General features: G+C 56.5%; 13 protein-coding genes. 6 read left to right on the top strand and 7 right to left on the bottom strand.

Annotated elements, in window-relative coordinates:
- Positions 1-24 precede the first annotated feature (24 nt).
- From HFP54_RS23975 to HFP54_RS23965, 3 genes are all read left to right on the top strand, one after another.
- Entirely contained in the window at positions 25-183 is a 159-nt protein-coding gene (locus tag HFP54_RS23975) for a Lacal_2735 family protein (protein WP_146438450.1), read from the top strand.
- Positions 184-328: 145 nt separating this feature from the next.
- Positions 329-1,492, top strand: a complete 1,164-nt coding sequence (locus HFP54_RS23970; RefSeq protein WP_168567099.1) for a hypothetical protein — start codon at positions 329-331, stop codon at positions 1,490-1,492.
- A gap of 212 nt (positions 1,493-1,704) precedes the next feature.
- Entirely contained in the window at positions 1,705-2,283 is a 579-nt protein-coding gene (locus HFP54_RS23965; protein ID WP_168567098.1) for a hypothetical protein, read from the top strand.
- 91 nt (positions 2,284-2,374) lie between these two features.
- On the opposite strand, the gene HFP54_RS23960 is transcribed toward HFP54_RS23965, so the two are convergent.
- Positions 2,375-2,668: an MTH1187 family thiamine-binding protein gene (locus tag HFP54_RS23960; protein ID WP_168567097.1), complete on the bottom strand. Its 294-nt coding sequence runs from the start codon at positions 2,666-2,668 to the stop codon at positions 2,375-2,377.
- A 220-nt stretch (positions 2,669-2,888) separates the two neighbouring features.
- Between HFP54_RS23960 and HFP54_RS23955 the strand changes: the two genes are divergently transcribed.
- Positions 2,889-3,620: a DUF4198 domain-containing protein gene (locus HFP54_RS23955; RefSeq protein ID WP_235952301.1), complete on the top strand. Its 732-nt coding sequence runs from the start codon at positions 2,889-2,891 to the stop codon at positions 3,618-3,620.
- 50 nt (positions 3,621-3,670) lie between these two features.
- On the opposite strand, the gene HFP54_RS23950 is transcribed toward HFP54_RS23955, so the two are convergent.
- Positions 3,671-4,966, bottom strand: coding sequence for an MgtC/SapB family protein (locus HFP54_RS23950; RefSeq protein ID WP_168567095.1), 1,296 nt, complete (start codon positions 4,964-4,966; stop codon positions 3,671-3,673).
- A gap of 272 nt (positions 4,967-5,238) precedes the next feature.
- On the opposite strand from HFP54_RS23950, the gene HFP54_RS23945 reads away from it, so the two are divergent.
- The gene (locus tag HFP54_RS23945) at positions 5,239-5,751 is read left to right on the top strand and encodes a rhodanese-like domain-containing protein (protein WP_168567094.1); all 513 of its coding nucleotides are present in this window, start codon (positions 5,239-5,241) and stop codon (positions 5,749-5,751) included.
- 50 nt (positions 5,752-5,801) lie between these two features.
- Here HFP54_RS23945 and HFP54_RS23940 read toward each other — a convergent pair whose 3' ends face one another.
- From HFP54_RS23940 to HFP54_RS23920, 5 genes are all read right to left on the bottom strand, one after another.
- Positions 5,802-6,824 carry an alpha/beta fold hydrolase gene (locus HFP54_RS23940; protein WP_315853972.1) on the bottom strand — a complete coding sequence of 341 codons (1,023 nt, stop codon included), beginning with the start codon at positions 6,822-6,824 and terminating at the stop codon, positions 5,802-5,804.
- Between the two features lie 180 nt (positions 6,825-7,004).
- Positions 7,005-7,955, bottom strand: coding sequence for a sugar phosphate isomerase/epimerase family protein (locus HFP54_RS23935; RefSeq protein ID WP_168567093.1), 951 nt, complete (start codon positions 7,953-7,955; stop codon positions 7,005-7,007).
- 32 nt (positions 7,956-7,987) lie between these two features.
- Positions 7,988-9,166, bottom strand: a complete 1,179-nt coding sequence (locus HFP54_RS23930) for a hypothetical protein (protein WP_235952299.1) — start codon at positions 9,164-9,166, stop codon at positions 7,988-7,990.
- Positions 9,167-9,243: 77 nt separating this feature from the next.
- Positions 9,244-10,479, bottom strand: coding sequence for a DUF6786 family protein (locus HFP54_RS23925; protein ID WP_206036372.1), 1,236 nt, complete (start codon positions 10,477-10,479; stop codon positions 9,244-9,246).
- A gap of 127 nt (positions 10,480-10,606) precedes the next feature.
- A complete protein-coding gene (locus tag HFP54_RS23920; RefSeq protein WP_168567092.1) occupies positions 10,607-15,061 on the bottom strand; it encodes a PQQ-dependent sugar dehydrogenase in 4,455 nt (1,484 codons plus the stop codon).
- 354 nt (positions 15,062-15,415) lie between these two features.
- Between HFP54_RS23920 and HFP54_RS23915 the strand changes: the two genes are divergently transcribed.
- Positions 15,416-16,450: a transporter gene (locus tag HFP54_RS23915; protein WP_235952297.1), complete on the top strand. Its 1,035-nt coding sequence runs from the start codon at positions 15,416-15,418 to the stop codon at positions 16,448-16,450.
- Positions 16,451-16,479 lie beyond the last annotated feature (29 nt).

Below are 16,479 nucleotides of genomic sequence, written 5' to 3'. Positions count from 1 at the left end.
AACCCTCGACGGAGACCACCAGCGATGTTTGGAAATCGCAAAGACAAGCTGCAGGCAAAGTACAACAAGCTGATGCAAGAGTCGTATGAACTCTCGACCGTGAATCGGAAAAAGAGCGACGAAAAGCGTGCCGAAGCCGAAGAGATTGGGCGACAAATCGATGAACTCGAGAAGCAAGCATAATCCTGTGGCGGCGAGCTTATGTGTGCTTGCGGAACGGTGAGTTGGTGGAGTCGGACTGAGCGCTCGTGACCTGGTCCGCCAGTGCATATTGGCGGCAAGGGACTCGAGACCTCGTCCACCCCGTTTGACAATTGAGGACTGATCAATGACATATGCCCGTGCTCGCTTGCTACTCGGCATGTTCGGTGTTGGTTTGATCGTCGTGCTAAGCGCCTTTCTGCTTCTGGCCCGATACCCGCTTGAAATCCTTCCCGATTCGGAGTCTTGGAGCAGCGATGATTTGACCGCACTTGCTTTAGTGTTCGGTTGTCTGGCCGCGGTGTTATTCCCACTGGACTTGCTGGGCGGTTACTTGTTACCGAACCGTTGGAGGCCAAACACGATCTCGCTGAAGATGTTCGCGGCAGGATGGCTCCGCGGCGTGCTCGTCCAGGGGACGCTTTTTGTTGCGGCCAGCCTGTTGATCCTGTTGATGGGGCGTTGGCTCGGGACCACGGGTGCAGTGGTGGCGATCGCGGGCTTCGCGATCCTTCTTGTCGGTGTACAGCTACCGATCGCCAAGTTTGTGGGAGCACTGAGGAATCGCGCGGCAGATGACGGGGACATCGACGCGAAGCTTGAAAGAGCTCAGTCGATCGTTTCGACCTGGGGTTGGAAGCCGCGCCCGATCACGGCACTCCAGCATCGCGACACCGGCTTCACCGGCGGCATTGTGGGTCTGCCCGGAATGGAGACCGTCGTGTTGCCGGCAGAGACGATCAGAAAATTATCGCCAGACCAGCTAGCGATCGTCATCGCACGACGACTGGAAGCAATTCAAAGCGGCAGCCGAACACGTGGGCTGTTGCTGGCACTTGTGTGGGTGGTGGTAGGGTTCGCGTTGTCGACCTTGTTGCCAGCCGCCGGCGTGACCAGCGTCGCGGGGCTGACCATGACCTGTCTCGGATTTACGCTTTGGACCTTTTTCGGGTTGCTGACGTTACCGACACTCAGTCGCCAAGCGTCGTACGCGATCGACGGAAAGGTTTTGCAGTCCGGCGCATCGCCGGAGGTTCTGCAGCAAACCGTGAAGGCGTTTGACGTTCTGCAGGACGATGAACCACGTCGATCCGCATTGATTGAAACGATCTTTCATCCCGTACCCAGCGTCCATAATCGTCGTTCCCCGACGCCCGGTGGCGCGCCGATCGCGTGGCATGCCGCTCGCATCACACTGTTCGTTTCCTGGGCTTGCATGGGGATGCTGGTCCGAGCCGTTCACTGTAACGTCGGCCGACCTGAACTGTGGGTGATGTTGCCGACCGATTGAATCCGGGCATGTTGATGCATGCCGAAATCGTCTTCGCAGACGAAGTGGATTCGATCTGGATCGTCGATCCTGTGACACCCGGTGATTCCACGTCGCTTGATTGGGGTGGAACCTTTTCGCTATCACCGATTGCCTCCTGCAAACTACAATTCGACTTGCGAAGCGGTCGTATTTCAGATGTGGGAAACGTGAGCGGAAGGTAAGTCGAAGGCATGCACATGGCGGAGGATGCCGGATCCAAAGGGCAGGCCGCCCTGGAAACGGTCTTTGGTTTTTCGCAAGACGACCTGGCAGTCAATCGCTTGGGTGAACTTTCGGCGACTCAGAAGGATCAGATCGCACGTGCACACTACGCCAACTCGCGTTTCGCTTGGATTGCCTTTTTGATTGTGTTCGGCGTCGCTTTCTTTGGCTTCTGTGCCGACATGCTTCGCAGGGATACCTTCGGGGCGAGAGCGTTGGCGGCGTATGCCGGTGTCACGATGCTTTTCGCCCTGATCCTTTGGGGATTCATTCTTTATCACCGGCATCAGATGAAGCGAACGCTTCGGGATGGAAGAACGTTCCCGGTGAAGGGCAAGATCCGGCTATACACCAAACGCAGCGAAAAGCTAGTGCACCGGTACTTTTGTATCGGCGATCATCCATTCCAAGTGGAGCGGTATGATCATTTTGTGTTGCTGCAGGAGTCTGGATTAGCGGGCCAGGAAGCCATCATGTATGTGTCGACGCCGCGGAAGGCCGTTCAGTCGGTTGATATGGCCAGTTACTTTGGTCGTGGGCAAAGTTGAAAATCGCAATGAAGAGGCGTACCGGCGGCCAGGGACTCGTGACCTCGTCCACGAGTGCGTACCGGCGGCAAGAGACTCGTGACCTCGTCCACTACGGCGTTTGGACGCTGTCGATTTTGTCCTGCATTGTTTGGTTGCGGTCGGTTCGCGTGCCCACTTTGATGCTTGTCGTGATGCGAGGTGCGCCCATCGCGTGGACCCGCTCGTGGCATTGTTTCACCGCGGCGAAGACTTCATCCCAATCGCCTTCGATATTCGTTCCGTAGGCGTGAAGCTGGTGATCCAACCCCGCTTCCTGCAGTACCTTTTGGCACTCGGCGACGTACTTGCTGACCGAGACACCGACGCCCATCGGGACGATGCACAGATCCATGATGACTTTCATGCCGATCGGTTCCTTTGCAGATTCGAGCTCGCATTCGACGTGTTCACCCTTGATCGTTGCCGGCGGTTGAACGTGTGTCTAGGGTGATGGTTTCACGACCTTGGCGACATCAGATCGAAAAACGTGGTGCCGCGTTTGAGGGCTGGTTAGAATGCCGCCGACCAAACCGGACGTATGCCTCAAGAGAATCCACCGATTGAAAGCGATGGGAGTTCGCCTCGTGAATCAGATCATTTTTCGTTCCGCCACCGTCATCGCCTGGCTGGGCATCGCGGCGTCAGTGAACGCCCACTACTTGTGGATCGCCGTTGACCGCGAAGCCGACAGCCGTACCGGGGCCAACATTTACTTCGAAGAAGCTGCGCGCCCGGGCGATGGATTTTACCTGGACCACTTTCTTGGCAGCAGCGATGTATGGATTCGCACGATCGAAAATCCCTCGCCGGATGCGATCAAAGCGGATGAAGTCAAGGACGGCGAAAACCGGTGGATGCGAGTGACGGTGCCGCCGGCCGACGAATACAGCGTGGACGCTTACGGAAAGTTTGGCGTTTACGCCTACGGTCAAACCAATGTGTTGCTTCACTATTACGCACGCAATTTGTCGGTCCAATCGCATGATGCCATGCATGAACTCGGGCGAGCGGAGCAGATGGACCTGGATCTTGTACCGCACGATGTGGGTGAACTTCTGGAGTTCACGCTGCTGTGGAAGGGCAAGCCGGTCGCTGATCGAATGGTCTTTGTGCGTGGGCCGGACGGTCTTCGGCTGAATGTGAAGACCGACGTCGACGGCAGAATCGAATTGCAGCGTCCGGCGTCCGGCAGACTGACCTTGCGAAGCAGCGTCGAATTTTCAACGCCCGGCAAGGACAACGGCGAAGCCTATGAAAAGATTCGGCACAATATCACGCTTGTGATGCCGATCGATGGCACCTCCGAAGGGCCCTGATGGTGATCGACCCCCATGGGGTGACGGTGATCTTGCGTTGCGCGATGCGGCTATTTCGTACCGCTGTTCAGCAAATGCGAGACACCGGACAAACGGCCCAATTCGGTGACATCCCATCCAGGCCAAAACACCAGCAGCAAGATTCCACCGGCAATTGCAATTCCGAAGGCAACGCACACGTATAGAAACGTTCGACGGCTTCCGAGTACCGCTACGATTCCGGCTTTGAAGATGAGGTTGGACAGTGTGGCGATCAGGATCACTCGCCAAGCGGTTTGTGAATCGACGCGATCTTCGCTAAACATCTTGGCCGTCGAAAGCGTGATCGCATCCACGTCGGTCAGCCCCGAAATGCCGGCAATCCAGTACAAGGCCTGTTCGCCGAACATATCCTTGGCGGCTGCAACGATGAACAGCACGACGGCGTACAGCGCGCCGAAGATAATGGCCGGTTTCAGCTGAGCCGGGTTGTCATAGTCCGGTGCGGTGGTGTCTTGCTTTCGGACGGGCATGTATAGCAGGGCACACTCCAGAACCATCAACACCAACATCGCAGCGATCGGCGGAAACGCAACATCGAGCAGAGCCGGCGCCACCGCGCCGATTTCGATCAACACGCGTATGTTGACAATCGTCGACGCGATCATGATCACCAGAGCCGCGATCGCACTGATATTGGGTGTGTCTTTGGTTTGACGGGCGTAGCTGACGGTGGTCGCGGTGCTAGAGATCAGTCCGCCGAAAATGCCGCCAAGGACCGCACCGGCTTTGGCACCCAGCAGCTTTTGCGCGACGTATGCGGCCATGCTAATTCCGACGATCAGCACCACCATCCGCCAGATGCTAAACGGGTTCAGGACGTTGTAGGGGCCGTAGGTCTCGTCTGGCAGAAGTGGCAGAATGATCAGCCCGATCAACGCAAGATTCATCACCGCGCGCAAGTCTTTCGCTGTCATGGCATCGACGACACCGTGCAGTCGAGCTTTCCAGTGCAGCAGGACTGCGGCGACCCCGGCCGTCACAATCGCCGGCCCCGTTTGGTTGACCGCCAAGGCACTGCCGACGACATACATCAACAGCACGGCGACCTCGGTAGTCATCCCCGAGCTGTTCACGCCGGACCGTAGTTTCGCGATGTTAGCGATGGCAAGCATGGCCGCCACGGATAGCAGGCCCGCTGCACTGAGCCAGCCGACACCGTCCGACGCAATCACGCACAATGTCCCCAGCATGGTGATCAGCGGAAACGTGCGAATTCCCGCGATGTCCGACTCCTTCCACTCACGCTGCAGGCCGACCAATAGCCCCAGGCCGAGAGAAATCGCAAGTGACTGGAAGGATTCCATAGACGTCAGACTTTCAAACTCGAACGGGTGCATCAACAAGCTGCATCGGCCGCAGGCCAATCCCCCATTCTACTCGGCGGACGTTTCCTCCAAACAGCAAACCTGGGGCGATGTGGCATTGCGGCGACCAAACGCCCGATTTCAAAGCGGCAATCCGAGGTTAGGATAAGATGAGGTTGGCAGGTCGCGGCCGAGTCGTATGAAACGCGGGGGATTGGAGCACCGCTTTGGCCCGTCGCGACCGCCAAGGCCGAACACCAGTCAACACAAGCATGAAGAAGGGCACCATGTCGCTGGCGGATTGCTGTGCAGATCATTTAGGCGCTGGCATCATACGACTATGCAATTTTGCGTTCGCAGTTGTCGAATCAGGGCGGTGTCGATTGGGGCGGACGCCGGTGCGGACCATCACGACAAACGACTTGGTTCATTGGTTGGAATCTGATGAACGATCGCCGGTCTTGGTGGATGTCCGCAGCGATGCAGAACTTGCCATTTCACGGATCTCCGGTGCAATCACTCGCAAGCAATTCGAATCGGACCCGCGGTCGTATTCCGGCCGGCCTGTGGTGGCGTACTGCACCGTCGGCGGTCGCAGCTATCTTTTCGCCGCCAAGTTGGTCGATTCGGGGGTGGACGCGGTCAATTATCGCGACAGCATTCTGGGATGGTGCAATGCCGGTTTGCCTTTGGTGAAGGCGGATGGCCGGCCGACGACCGACGTGCATCCGTACTGGCGATTGTTCAAAGTTCCGGATTCGTACCAGGTGCGCATGTCGAGCTGACCGGCAAACGCACCAAACGGACGAAAACGATGTCACGTCCAGCGGCCGAATCAGACCGCGACGGGGGTCGCTTGCAAGAATCGCAGTGTTTCACTGACGAATTCGTCCGGATTGTCTTGCGGTGTCCAGTGCGAACAATTCCGCATCGGGTGAAGTTCCGCGTTGGGCAGGTCTTTGACCAAACGCTCGGCAGTGTCGATAGGTTGCCAGCGATCGTCTTCACCCCACAGCAAAAGCGTCGACTGCTGCATCTTGTGCAGGCGATGCGTTAGGGGTGTCGTGTGGTTGGTGTTCAAACTTGCCGCGTTACGTACTAGGCTGACGATTCCTTCAGGTTCTTGGTAAGGCGCGATGATTCCCTCCTTGAACTCGTCGGTCAATCGTTCTTTTCTTGAAAGCCCAAATTGGAAACTCTCGACCAGTTTGTCGGTCATCTCTTCACGGCTCAATTGTGCGTTACGCGGGTGTCCTAGAGCCAGCATTTCGTCCACCGGCCAACTGTCATAGGCAACACTGTTGGACAGCACCATCGAACGCACCAATTCGGGACGACGATCTGCCAGGATCAGAGCAACGCCACCGCCGATGTCATGGGCAACGAAGTGCGCCCGATCAACGCCCATTTCATCAAGGAGGCTTTCGATCACGTCCGCTTGAAACTCGATCGAACGATCAAAACGATCCCGACGGTCGGAATAGCCATAGCCCGCCATGTCGGGGGCAACAACACGAAAATGCTCGGCCAGCGGATCAATGACCTCGTGAAACAAAAACGACCAAGTCGGTATGCCATGCAGCAACACCACTGCGTCCCCGTCGCCGACATCGGTCGCCGCGATTTGCAGCGGGGTGTCAATCAAACCTTCCAGAGAATGCATTTGCTGACGTTTGCGAAAGTCTTGGATCTTCATTGCTGTGGGGCTTCCCAAAATACGAGTTCTGCGATTGGTCGCCTTGGACGGACAATAGATGCGATGGGGAAACGCGATCTTCGTCCGACAAGCGACGGTCAGTCGAACGCCGACCAGTACTTCATCGGTCAACGCGATCGTTTGCCGCTCAATCAGATCCACATCACAGGCAGATCCACCACGCAAGTGTTGGTGACATCTTCGGCAGGTGGGAACCAACCACAGGGGCGCTTTACTGCTGAGCGACATCGCAATGGGATGCAGCTTTCGCGCCAAAGAAGCGGCGTCGGGGACTCCGCTGGCATGAAGAAAAGAGTGGGAAGGGCAAACCCTGGGGGTGGATCAATCCAGCAAGGCAAACGCCTGGTGGATCGCTGCAGACGTCTTGGCGCATGCCGCGTCATTGTCCAATTGATTCAGCGGCTTGTTGAACGGTTCAGCGCGAACGGGACCGTCGTACCCGATGTCGACCAAAGCTTCCAAAAAGGATTGAACATCGATGACGCCCGTGGCCATCGGCAATTCCCGCTGGTTGTCTTGTTGCTGGTCGATGTCCAGCCCCGCCGGCGCGTCATTCAGATCGCACCCGACCACTTGTTTTGAATCCAATGCACGAATGTCGTCCGCGGTTTCGCGAGCGGTGTACCAGTGCCACGAATCCAAGACAAATCCCATGTTGTTGACGCCGATTTCGGCATGCAAATCAGCCGTTTCACGCATGGTATGGATAAACGGATAGCGTTTGGAATTTCGCAAGGATGGTGTGCCCACATATTCCAAGCCAAACCGAAGACCGTGGTCTTGCAACACTTTGGCGCACTGGCGAAGGCGTTGGGCGTGCTGGCGGAAATTGGCGACGTAAGTCAATTCGTCGCTGCCGGGAGTGATCCAAGTCCCCATTCGCGTCACACCTGCTCGTTTCGCGGCGGCCGCGAGCGTTGGCAACTGACGCAATCCTTCCTGGAAACGCGCCTCGTCCTTGCGAAAGTCCAGTGGCAAGCCGCTGGAACCCCAGACCAATCCGGCGTCGGCCAGTTCGCCCAGCAAGTCCTGGTTTTCGCTATCGGACAACTTGGCCAACTCTGCCGGCGACGCCGCCACGGATTCGAATCCATGCTTGGCGGCCAATATGATCGCTTCCCGCTGGCTGGCTTTGACGCCAATGCTGCCCCAACGCAAATCCACGGTAAAACGACGTTGCCCTGACGGCTGGGCAAGCACGGACTTGGTCAGCGCACTTGCCGCAAGGAAACCGGCGGAGGAAGTAAGAAAACGGCGTCGTTGGTGGTTCATCGATGATGTCCTGGTGGAATGATGGGGGGGAATCACTGTTGCACTTGCGGGAATCGCTGATTCATCTGCTGCGTGATGCGATGATTGGCTTGGCGGATCAGTGGCACGTTCTCGGAATCGGGAATCTCTTGCTCATCCAACAGGCCATAGCGTCGGGCGCGATTGCGTTGATAGGCACCGCACAGATGGAATCCGATACAGCCTGGGGTTTGAAACAGCTGTTGCAGTGTGGCCGCGTACCACTCACCTTCGTTATGGGTGAATTCGCCTGGTGCCGTCTGCCATCGCATGCGGGCCGCGTCCGCCAAAAGCACCGGCTTGCCCGTCTGTCGATGATATTCCGGCAGGTGGGTGACCGGATCACGAAAGTCCTGAAACGATAGCACGTCGACGTACGGAAGCGCGGCGTCGATGACTTGCTTGGCGATCGGCGCGTTGGCTTCGTATCGGTCGCCGAAGATCAGGTGATGCTTGTCATAACGTCGAATCGCATCGTGAGTGGTTTCGTAATAAAGGGTCGCCAACTCGATCAGTTCTTTGCGGCCGGCCTCGGATTCCAGACGATCGGGATCAAAGATGGGCCCGCGCCATTGATTGTCTGGTCGGCTGTGAATCCATGTCGGACAATCACTATAGAAGTATCCGATCAGGTTGCGTTCCTCGGCAAGTTCGCCGCAATGAGCACGTGCCACATAGTCACACCAATCTTTCCAGTCATCGCTGCGGAAATCATAGTGGACGGTGTGCTTTTCCCATTGATGTGATTCGGTGAACGGCAGCAAATGACAATAGGGCATGTCCAGTGCCCGGTATTCATCGATGGTAAAGCTGCGTGAATGTTGCCATTTCCGAACGGTCACTTCTTGGACCCAGCCGACCGAATTGAACCCCCAGTCATGCAAGTTGGGTGTCACGGATTCTTGGATCCAACGAATCGTGCTGCCGCCGTACTTGTCACGCCACAGATCGATGTTTTCCGGGTACCGCAGCGTCGCCGGGTCGATGTGATTGATCCCCACCGTAAAGAACGGCTGGCCGTCGGGTGAGATCAGCCACCAGTGATCGTCTTGTCTTCCCAGCGTAAAGAAACCGTCGGGGGCCGGTTGAGTCGTTTTGACAGGTGCGGCACTGACAGACCGGGCCGTGGCGTTGATCGTCAACCCGGCGCCGGCGGCAATCAATTGTTTGATGAAACAACGTCGTTTGGCCAATCGGCTCTTTGTCGTGTCCCTTCGACCGCTCGTCGTGTCGCGGTCATTTCCTTTCGATTCAACCGTGCGGTTGGCGGTCATTGCTTCGTCGGCTGCGTTTGCGAAAGGATGGTTGTGTCATCCAGGTCGACGCCTAAAACCGTCTTGGCGATTCGATTCAGATCCTGGTATTCGCCTTCGATATGGAAGGTTTTGTGGACATGTTGAATGCTTTCACCGGGTGCCAGTGGTTTTGCGGGCGATGATGATTCCAATTCGTAAAAAGGGCCCAGCTGGGTACCGTCATCGACCGGACCGTCGTTGTACGAATTGACAACATCGCCACCGTACGGATTGTCTTGAATCTTCCACTGAGAATTTACATAGTCACGATCACCAGCAAACGAGTACTGGACGATCGTTAGGACTTGTTGCTGGGCGTCGTAGCTGCCGCACACCGGAACGATCGATTCGGGCGGCAATCCAATTTTCGATCGGAATCGTCCGTCGCCTTTGAACAGAACGGCGGCTTCCGTTGTCACCAATCGATCGGCTGGAACGTCGCCGAAGTAGTCACTGTTCAGCGTCAAAGGCTTTTTGTACGGGACGATGATGGTTGCTTGGTCCGATGGGTTGAACATGCCCAAAATCCAGATCGACAACAGACCGGTATCTTTGTGCCAAGCATGTGATCCGATGTTGGTGATTCGGTTGTCGGATTGAAAGCCGACCGATTTGACTGCGTCACCAAGTTGGACGTTCAGTGCCGATTCCATTTGTTCGGACGACAGCACCGAAATGTCGCGATCGACTTGAAGATCAAACGGAAAACCGCTGTAGTTTGTCAGGCTGATTTTCCGCTGAAACGAAACGCTGGATTGATCCTTGGACACGACCGAAAACGGTTCGGTATCGATCGCCGCCGGCGTCTGCCAGTTTTCCAAAGTGAATTCATCGCCGCCTTTGAAAAAGATTGAAAACTGACCGCCTTCCGGGCCCATCCAGAAACGGTCTTCGCCGCCGAACACGTTGATGTGGGGACGCGTTTCGCCCGAAGCGATCAGGTCGTGATTCAGCCATCCGAAACTGGTCCCCGCTTCACCGTTGGCTGTGCTGGTCATCACCCGGCCCTGATAGTCGGCGACCACGGCGATTTGGCTGGAATCGGAATCGCCTTTCAAGACAATGACGTCACCGTGCTTGCGAAGAAAATCGACGTCGTGGCCGAAGGTTCCGGGTTCGGCGGAGGGTTGTGCTGCACCGACAGGAAAACTGAACAGACACGCCAGCGACGCAAGAAACGCGGTGGAAAAAAATACAAGAGACCAATTCATCAAGTTGCTCTTTTGACGGACGATGCCGAGTTTGGATGGAGGGTCGATCCGGCAACCGTGATGTCTGTCGCGTTCGTACGTGTCGATCGCGGTCGCCTAGCAGAATCAATGCTGCTTGATCCGTTCGCTATTGTAACGGTGCGGCGTACCGAACGGTGATCGCCGGCCCGGGCCATAGAACTTCCACCATGTGATGCTGTGTTTCGGACCGAATGGTGAAGCGATTGTCCCCGCGACGAAGTTGCCCCACGGGGATCGGCAATAGGTCATAGTCGTAATGATGATTCTTACCTTCGTGGCGGTGGGGATGACCATTCAGACGCAGTGGCTCGTGGTGCGCGTCAGAGGCTTCCCAAGTGCGGTAGTGCAACACGGCTTCTTCCGCACGTTCGATCGGCGCCGTCGGATCGATAGAAATTCGACACGACTTTTCTTTTCCGACACGCACGCTGAAGGATTCCGGAACATCACTGGCGCGATACTGACGCACCGAAACCGATTCACGACTTAGGGTCAGTCCATCAACGACGTCGGTGACGAAAATTGTTCCGTCGTCATCATGGATGCGAGCCACCAGCTTGATGGATTCCGGCGTTTGGTCGGGGACCCAATGCGTGTCCCATCGCAGTTCGTGTTGTCCGATCGACGGATCGATGGTGCCCACATGATTTTGCAGATCCGCGGCCTGGCCACGCCAAGGCTGGAAACGCGACACGTGCCAGTCTTGGTAGATTCCATCGCCGTTTTCGTCATAGCCGTCATACCAAGCCAAGACGTCCACTCGTTCGGCGTCCTTCGTTGCGTCGACTCTGATTAGCGGATCATCCGAAATGATTGATCCCGTGGCGGGTGAAGCAATCCGTCCAGTGGCATGTGACTTCGCAGCCGGATCGTAGTAGACACGCAGGATCAGCGAATAAAGACCCCACTGGCCCCAATGATTCTGATTGCTCGGACCCACCGTTGCCTCGACACGGTTTTCCCCTTGAACCAAATGATCCAGCGGAAGGGTAACGACGGGATTGTCTTGCGAATGATACATTTCCGGCGAATGACCCTTGGGCGTGGTCGACAGTTCCGGCAATCGAATCCAAGTGTTCCCGTTGAACCGAATCCGCTTGTCCGTTGTTCCGGCGTGACCGCCCCAACGATCCAAAACGACTTCGGCGGCGATGGCATGTTCCAAGTCTTTTACTGCAAGCATCAAAACGGGATTTGGCAGAAACTTCTTCGCACCTTCGGCCGAAGCATTCGGGTCGGTCACTCGCCAGTCGAAATTGCCACCATTGTGAATCGCGTATTCACGATAGACATCGCCGGGTTTCGGCCCTGGTTGTTGGACGGCCGCGATCACGTTTTCGGCTGCCGCGGAATCGTTCGGTGCGGTGGAGTCGGTAGGGTGATCTGACGACTTCGACTGCTGCATGGAATCGACCAGTCGGCTTACATCCCTCGGAGCCTTGCCATCGGCCAACCCGATCGAAAAGCGTCGTCCAGGTGTGTTCAGGTAGGCGTTCAATTTCTGGCGTCCGAAACCAAACACGGTCATTTGGTCATCCATGGCATAGAACGAATCGTGCCAGCGGTCGTCATCATGGCTGTGCAGAACGATGCATTGCCGGTGACTGGCATCCCCAAACGCGATCCATTCCGGCGCATCAAGATCGCCGTCGTGCTTTTGGTCAATGGGTTTGGGGGCAGGCGTCGACGAGGTCATCCACCAATCATCAGGATCTAACCGGCCGCCGGGCGTGCCTTCATACAAGATCCAATAGTGCTTGTCGTTGGGCATCCGCGTGATCGAAAAGGTGCAGTGGGTGGGATAGAACTCATAGCGTCCTTGCCACCGGCCGTCCAAAGACTCTGTGGTGACTGCTGCATAGTCTGGACCGGCATGTACGAGTCGTGTTTGCATCGGATCGCTTTGCGAATTTCTCGCGTGGAAATAGTTGCCGCCTTGATGGAACACCGCGTTGGGAAAGCCGCGGTATTCGCCGGCCGCACCACTGCCCTTGCCGGGGTGAAAGCCCAGCCAATCATTGCCGTCGTTGTCGACCAAACTGCTAAGTCCTCCGCCCGATTTCTCCAGGTAGTAGGTTGCCGTTGGCGTCTGGATCTTGAACGCGGGTAGGTCTCCGGCGGATGCATCCACCGCATCCTCGATGACGTGGACGCCGGTTGGTCTGGGCCGGTCGCCGGTGGTCAACACGACCTTCTGCTTGGATGCCGCTGACGTCGGTCGCACGCGCAACAGCGATCCTGTTCCGCCCTGGAACTTGTCGTCGATCACCCAAGCGTTACGAAGCAGAACGTACAGAGATCCGTCATTCGAAAAACGCAGATCGACGGGACGCCGGATGCCCTCGATAAACGTGTTCACGTCTGCCGGATGATCGGGATCCAATGTGTGGATCCAGCCATGGACGAAATCGGCAAAGAAGTAGCGTCCCTGCCATGAGGTCGGCCACGCCGAATCGGAAGGACAAAAGTCACCACCGTTGACGGATGATTGCGGGTACCAATGGATCGGACCGTCGTATTGGGCGTCGTCGTACTCGGGAAAATCACCGTGTTCGACGACCGGCCAACCATAGTTGGCGCCCGCACGGCCGACGTTGATTTCTTCGGACTTGCCGCCGACATCGTTGATCAGCATCAATCCGTCGGAATCACGCACCGCGAAAGTGAACGGATTGCGGCACCCAAGTGCCCAGATCGCTTGGTACTTTCCAGCAGTGCGATCAAGCAATGGGTTGTCGTCGGGGATGGATCCGTCGGGATTGATTCGCAGGATCTTGCCCAGAAACGTATCCAGCTCTTGCGACGGCGTGCCGGCGGTTTGTTCTCCGATGCCGATGTAAAGCTTGCCGTCCTTTCCGAAGTGGATTCCACCGCCTTGATGACCCGCGGGGACTTTGCCACCCATTTTCGTTTGGTCATCGCCGATCAGCAGCACGGTTTCACTGTTGGCAATTGTGGCGTTTGCGTCGACGGTCAGACGACTGATTCGGTGGTGCGGATAGGGATCTTTGGCCACCCAGCAAACGTAGATGTAGGGTTCTTTGGGGAAACTCGGTGCGTGCGTTACGCCGATCACGCCACGTTCCCATGTCGAATCCACGGGAAAGGTGGCCAGCGGTTCGGGCATCAGTTTGCCGTCGTCGATGACACGGATTTGTCCGGTTTGTTCGCACACCAAAACGCGACCATCGGGAAGCACGTCCAGCGCGGTGGCACCATCGATCCCCGTGGCGATCGTTTCAACAGTGAAGCCGTCCGGAACGCTGATCGGACCGGCAACCCCCGAGCCCATTTTGGTCTTCACTCCCGATCGCAAGCTTTCCAGATAGGCGATCAAGTCGGTGAATTCGTCCGGCGTTAGTTCGTCCGCCAAACCTTCGGGCATGATCGACGCGATGCTATGGCTGATTTCCTCGACATCATCTTTCGCAATGAAGTGTGTCTTTGCGTTGGCATCGATCAACGTTAATGCTTCATCGGATTGCCGCATCATGATCCCGCTGATCACGCGTCCGTCAACGGTCAGCACGTTACTCGTTCGATAACCTTCGACGATTTGTCGCGACGGTTCCAACACCGATTCAATCAAATGCGGCCGATCGAATTTGCCACCGATTCGCGACAGATCCACGCCGACTTGGCCACCGCGTCCATCAATCGTATGACAGACCGAGCATTTCGTCCTGGCATCCAAAAAGATTTGCTTGCCCTTTGCGGCGTTTCCGGCATGCGTCAGTGCGAATTGTTCCAACGCATCCAGGTCAACTTTTGCACCATCATTGTGGTTGGCGGCGGATTCGTCGTCGGCATTGTTGGTGTTCTGGCCGGCTTCGTTCAGCCGACGGACGCGGATGTCTTTGACGCGAATCATCATCGGCGGCCCTTTGTGCAACTGGAAAGCGAACAGTCCCGAATCGCGGCGGTTGGCGGCGTCTTCGTCGATCCCAATCGCCATCACTTGGCCATTGATGATGTGCGTGAACTGGTTGCCGTTGGCGATGACGATCAGTTCGTTCCAGTCGTCACGGCGAATGTGGGTTTCCAATTCCACCGGATCGCCCACCGAGCCGATCTTTTCGATATGCGGCTTCTTGGCGTTGTCCTTGTTTTCGCGAACGATCACGGCGTCGCCGCGTTGCCCCAAAAACATTCGGCCTTTTTCTTCGAAGAACATCCCGGTGAACTGATCGACCGGGGCGGCACCGGGCTTTCCTTTGACCGGATGCCATTGGGCTTCGAAATCACACTGGTAGCCCGACACCACATAGTCGCCTTCGTCGACACTGCGATATTGGACGCCGGAATTGTATCCCTGGACTTGATACGACAACCGCAGTTCAAAGTCACTGAAGGAACCGCCACGATAAATCAAAAATGTGTTTTGTTCCGCGGCGACTTCAGTCGTTGTCTGGCCAACGATCGCACCATCTTCGACTCGCCAAAACCGACCGTCGCCTTCCCATCCGTCCAAGGTTTGGCCATCGAACAATGAATGGAACGGTTCCGTGTCACTCGGCTCGTCTGCGGCGGCCATCGGTGCGACGACCAGTAAGGCAGTCATGGCAGCGGCGTGCGCACCAGAAAGATCGAATGAGACCATCGAAAGAACCTGCGCTGGGTAGGAGGACAAGGAAGGATCGACGATCGCATCGTCGGGCGGGTGGTGATGCCAATATAGCTGTCCCGCCGACGGGGTGCCGCAAAGCTGCTTGACGACCACTGGCTGACGCACGCGTCAGCGTGGCCAATGGCATCGTGAAATGTTTCCGATTGTGCCGATCATGCTAAGACAAACGCGTGTTTCATGCCTGGCTTCCGATCAAGCTGAGCAATGAAGCAAACGTCTCGCCGATTTTGACGATTGTTTAGGCTTGTGAGGAACGAGCTGGAAACTAAGTTCAGCAAGGACAAGCGGATGATTCGAAAGCTGTTATGGGTCGGATGTGTGGTCGCCTTCGGAAGCCAAGCCTTTGGCCACGGCGACCTGCGATCGCGTGCCGACAAACACGCACCGGCGGGATTGATGGGCGACCACGTCCATGAACCCGGCGAATGGATGGTGGAGTACAGGTACATGAACATGTACATGGACGGAAACCGAGCCGGGACACGACGGCTGAGCGATGCCGAATCCATTGCATTCGGCGCGACCAGTGATCCGGTCACCAACCGTGGTGCGTCGCCCTCCAGCATGACACATGAGATGCACATGTTGCACGTCATGCGTGGAATGACCGATGACATCACGTTGTACACGATGATCATGTTGCCATCGATCACGATGGACCACATCCGCGGGCCAATGAATCCCGCCGGTGCGGGTAGCTATTTCACCACGCACAACAGCGGGTTTGGCGACACGACGATCGGTGCGTTGTTGCGTTTGTACAGCGACGCCGATGATGATTTGATCTTGAACTTGGGCGGTTCGCTTCCCACCGCGGACATCTTTCGAACGACCCGCGAGCCCACCGGCGGAATGATGGAGCAACCGCTGCCGTACCCGATGCGATTGGGGTCTGGAACGTTCAACGCTCGTCCCGGTATCACGTGGAAACGATACTTTGATCACGGTTCCTTCGGCACCCAGTTTCAAACCGACCTGCCCATCGGTCGGAACTACCGCGACTACAGCGTGGGAGACGAGTTTCGATTGAACACCTGGTACAGCCACGTTCTGACAGACCATTTTTCGACCAGCCTGCGAATCGAGAATCTTTGGCGAACCAATTACGGTGGTGCCGATCCGATGAGTCCCGACGCGTTGATCAGCACCAATGTGGAAAGCTTTCGCGGCGGATACACGCTGAATTTGGGCGTGGGGGCCGCGGCGTTACTGAATGGACACTTGTTGAATGTCGAAATCGTTCCGATGTTGCATCAGGATCTTGACGGCATTCAGCTGGAAACCGATTGGGCAATCGTGGCCAGTTGGTCCAAAAGCTTTTAAGGCGATTGAGTCTCGCCTTGCTGCCGGTC

Source organism: Crateriforma spongiae, from assembly GCF_012290005.1.
Lineage (GTDB): Bacteria > Planctomycetota > Planctomycetia > Pirellulales > Pirellulaceae > Crateriforma > Crateriforma spongiae.
The sequence above is the reverse complement of the archived record's forward strand: the minus strand, read 5'-3'. Positions and strand labels throughout refer to the sequence as shown.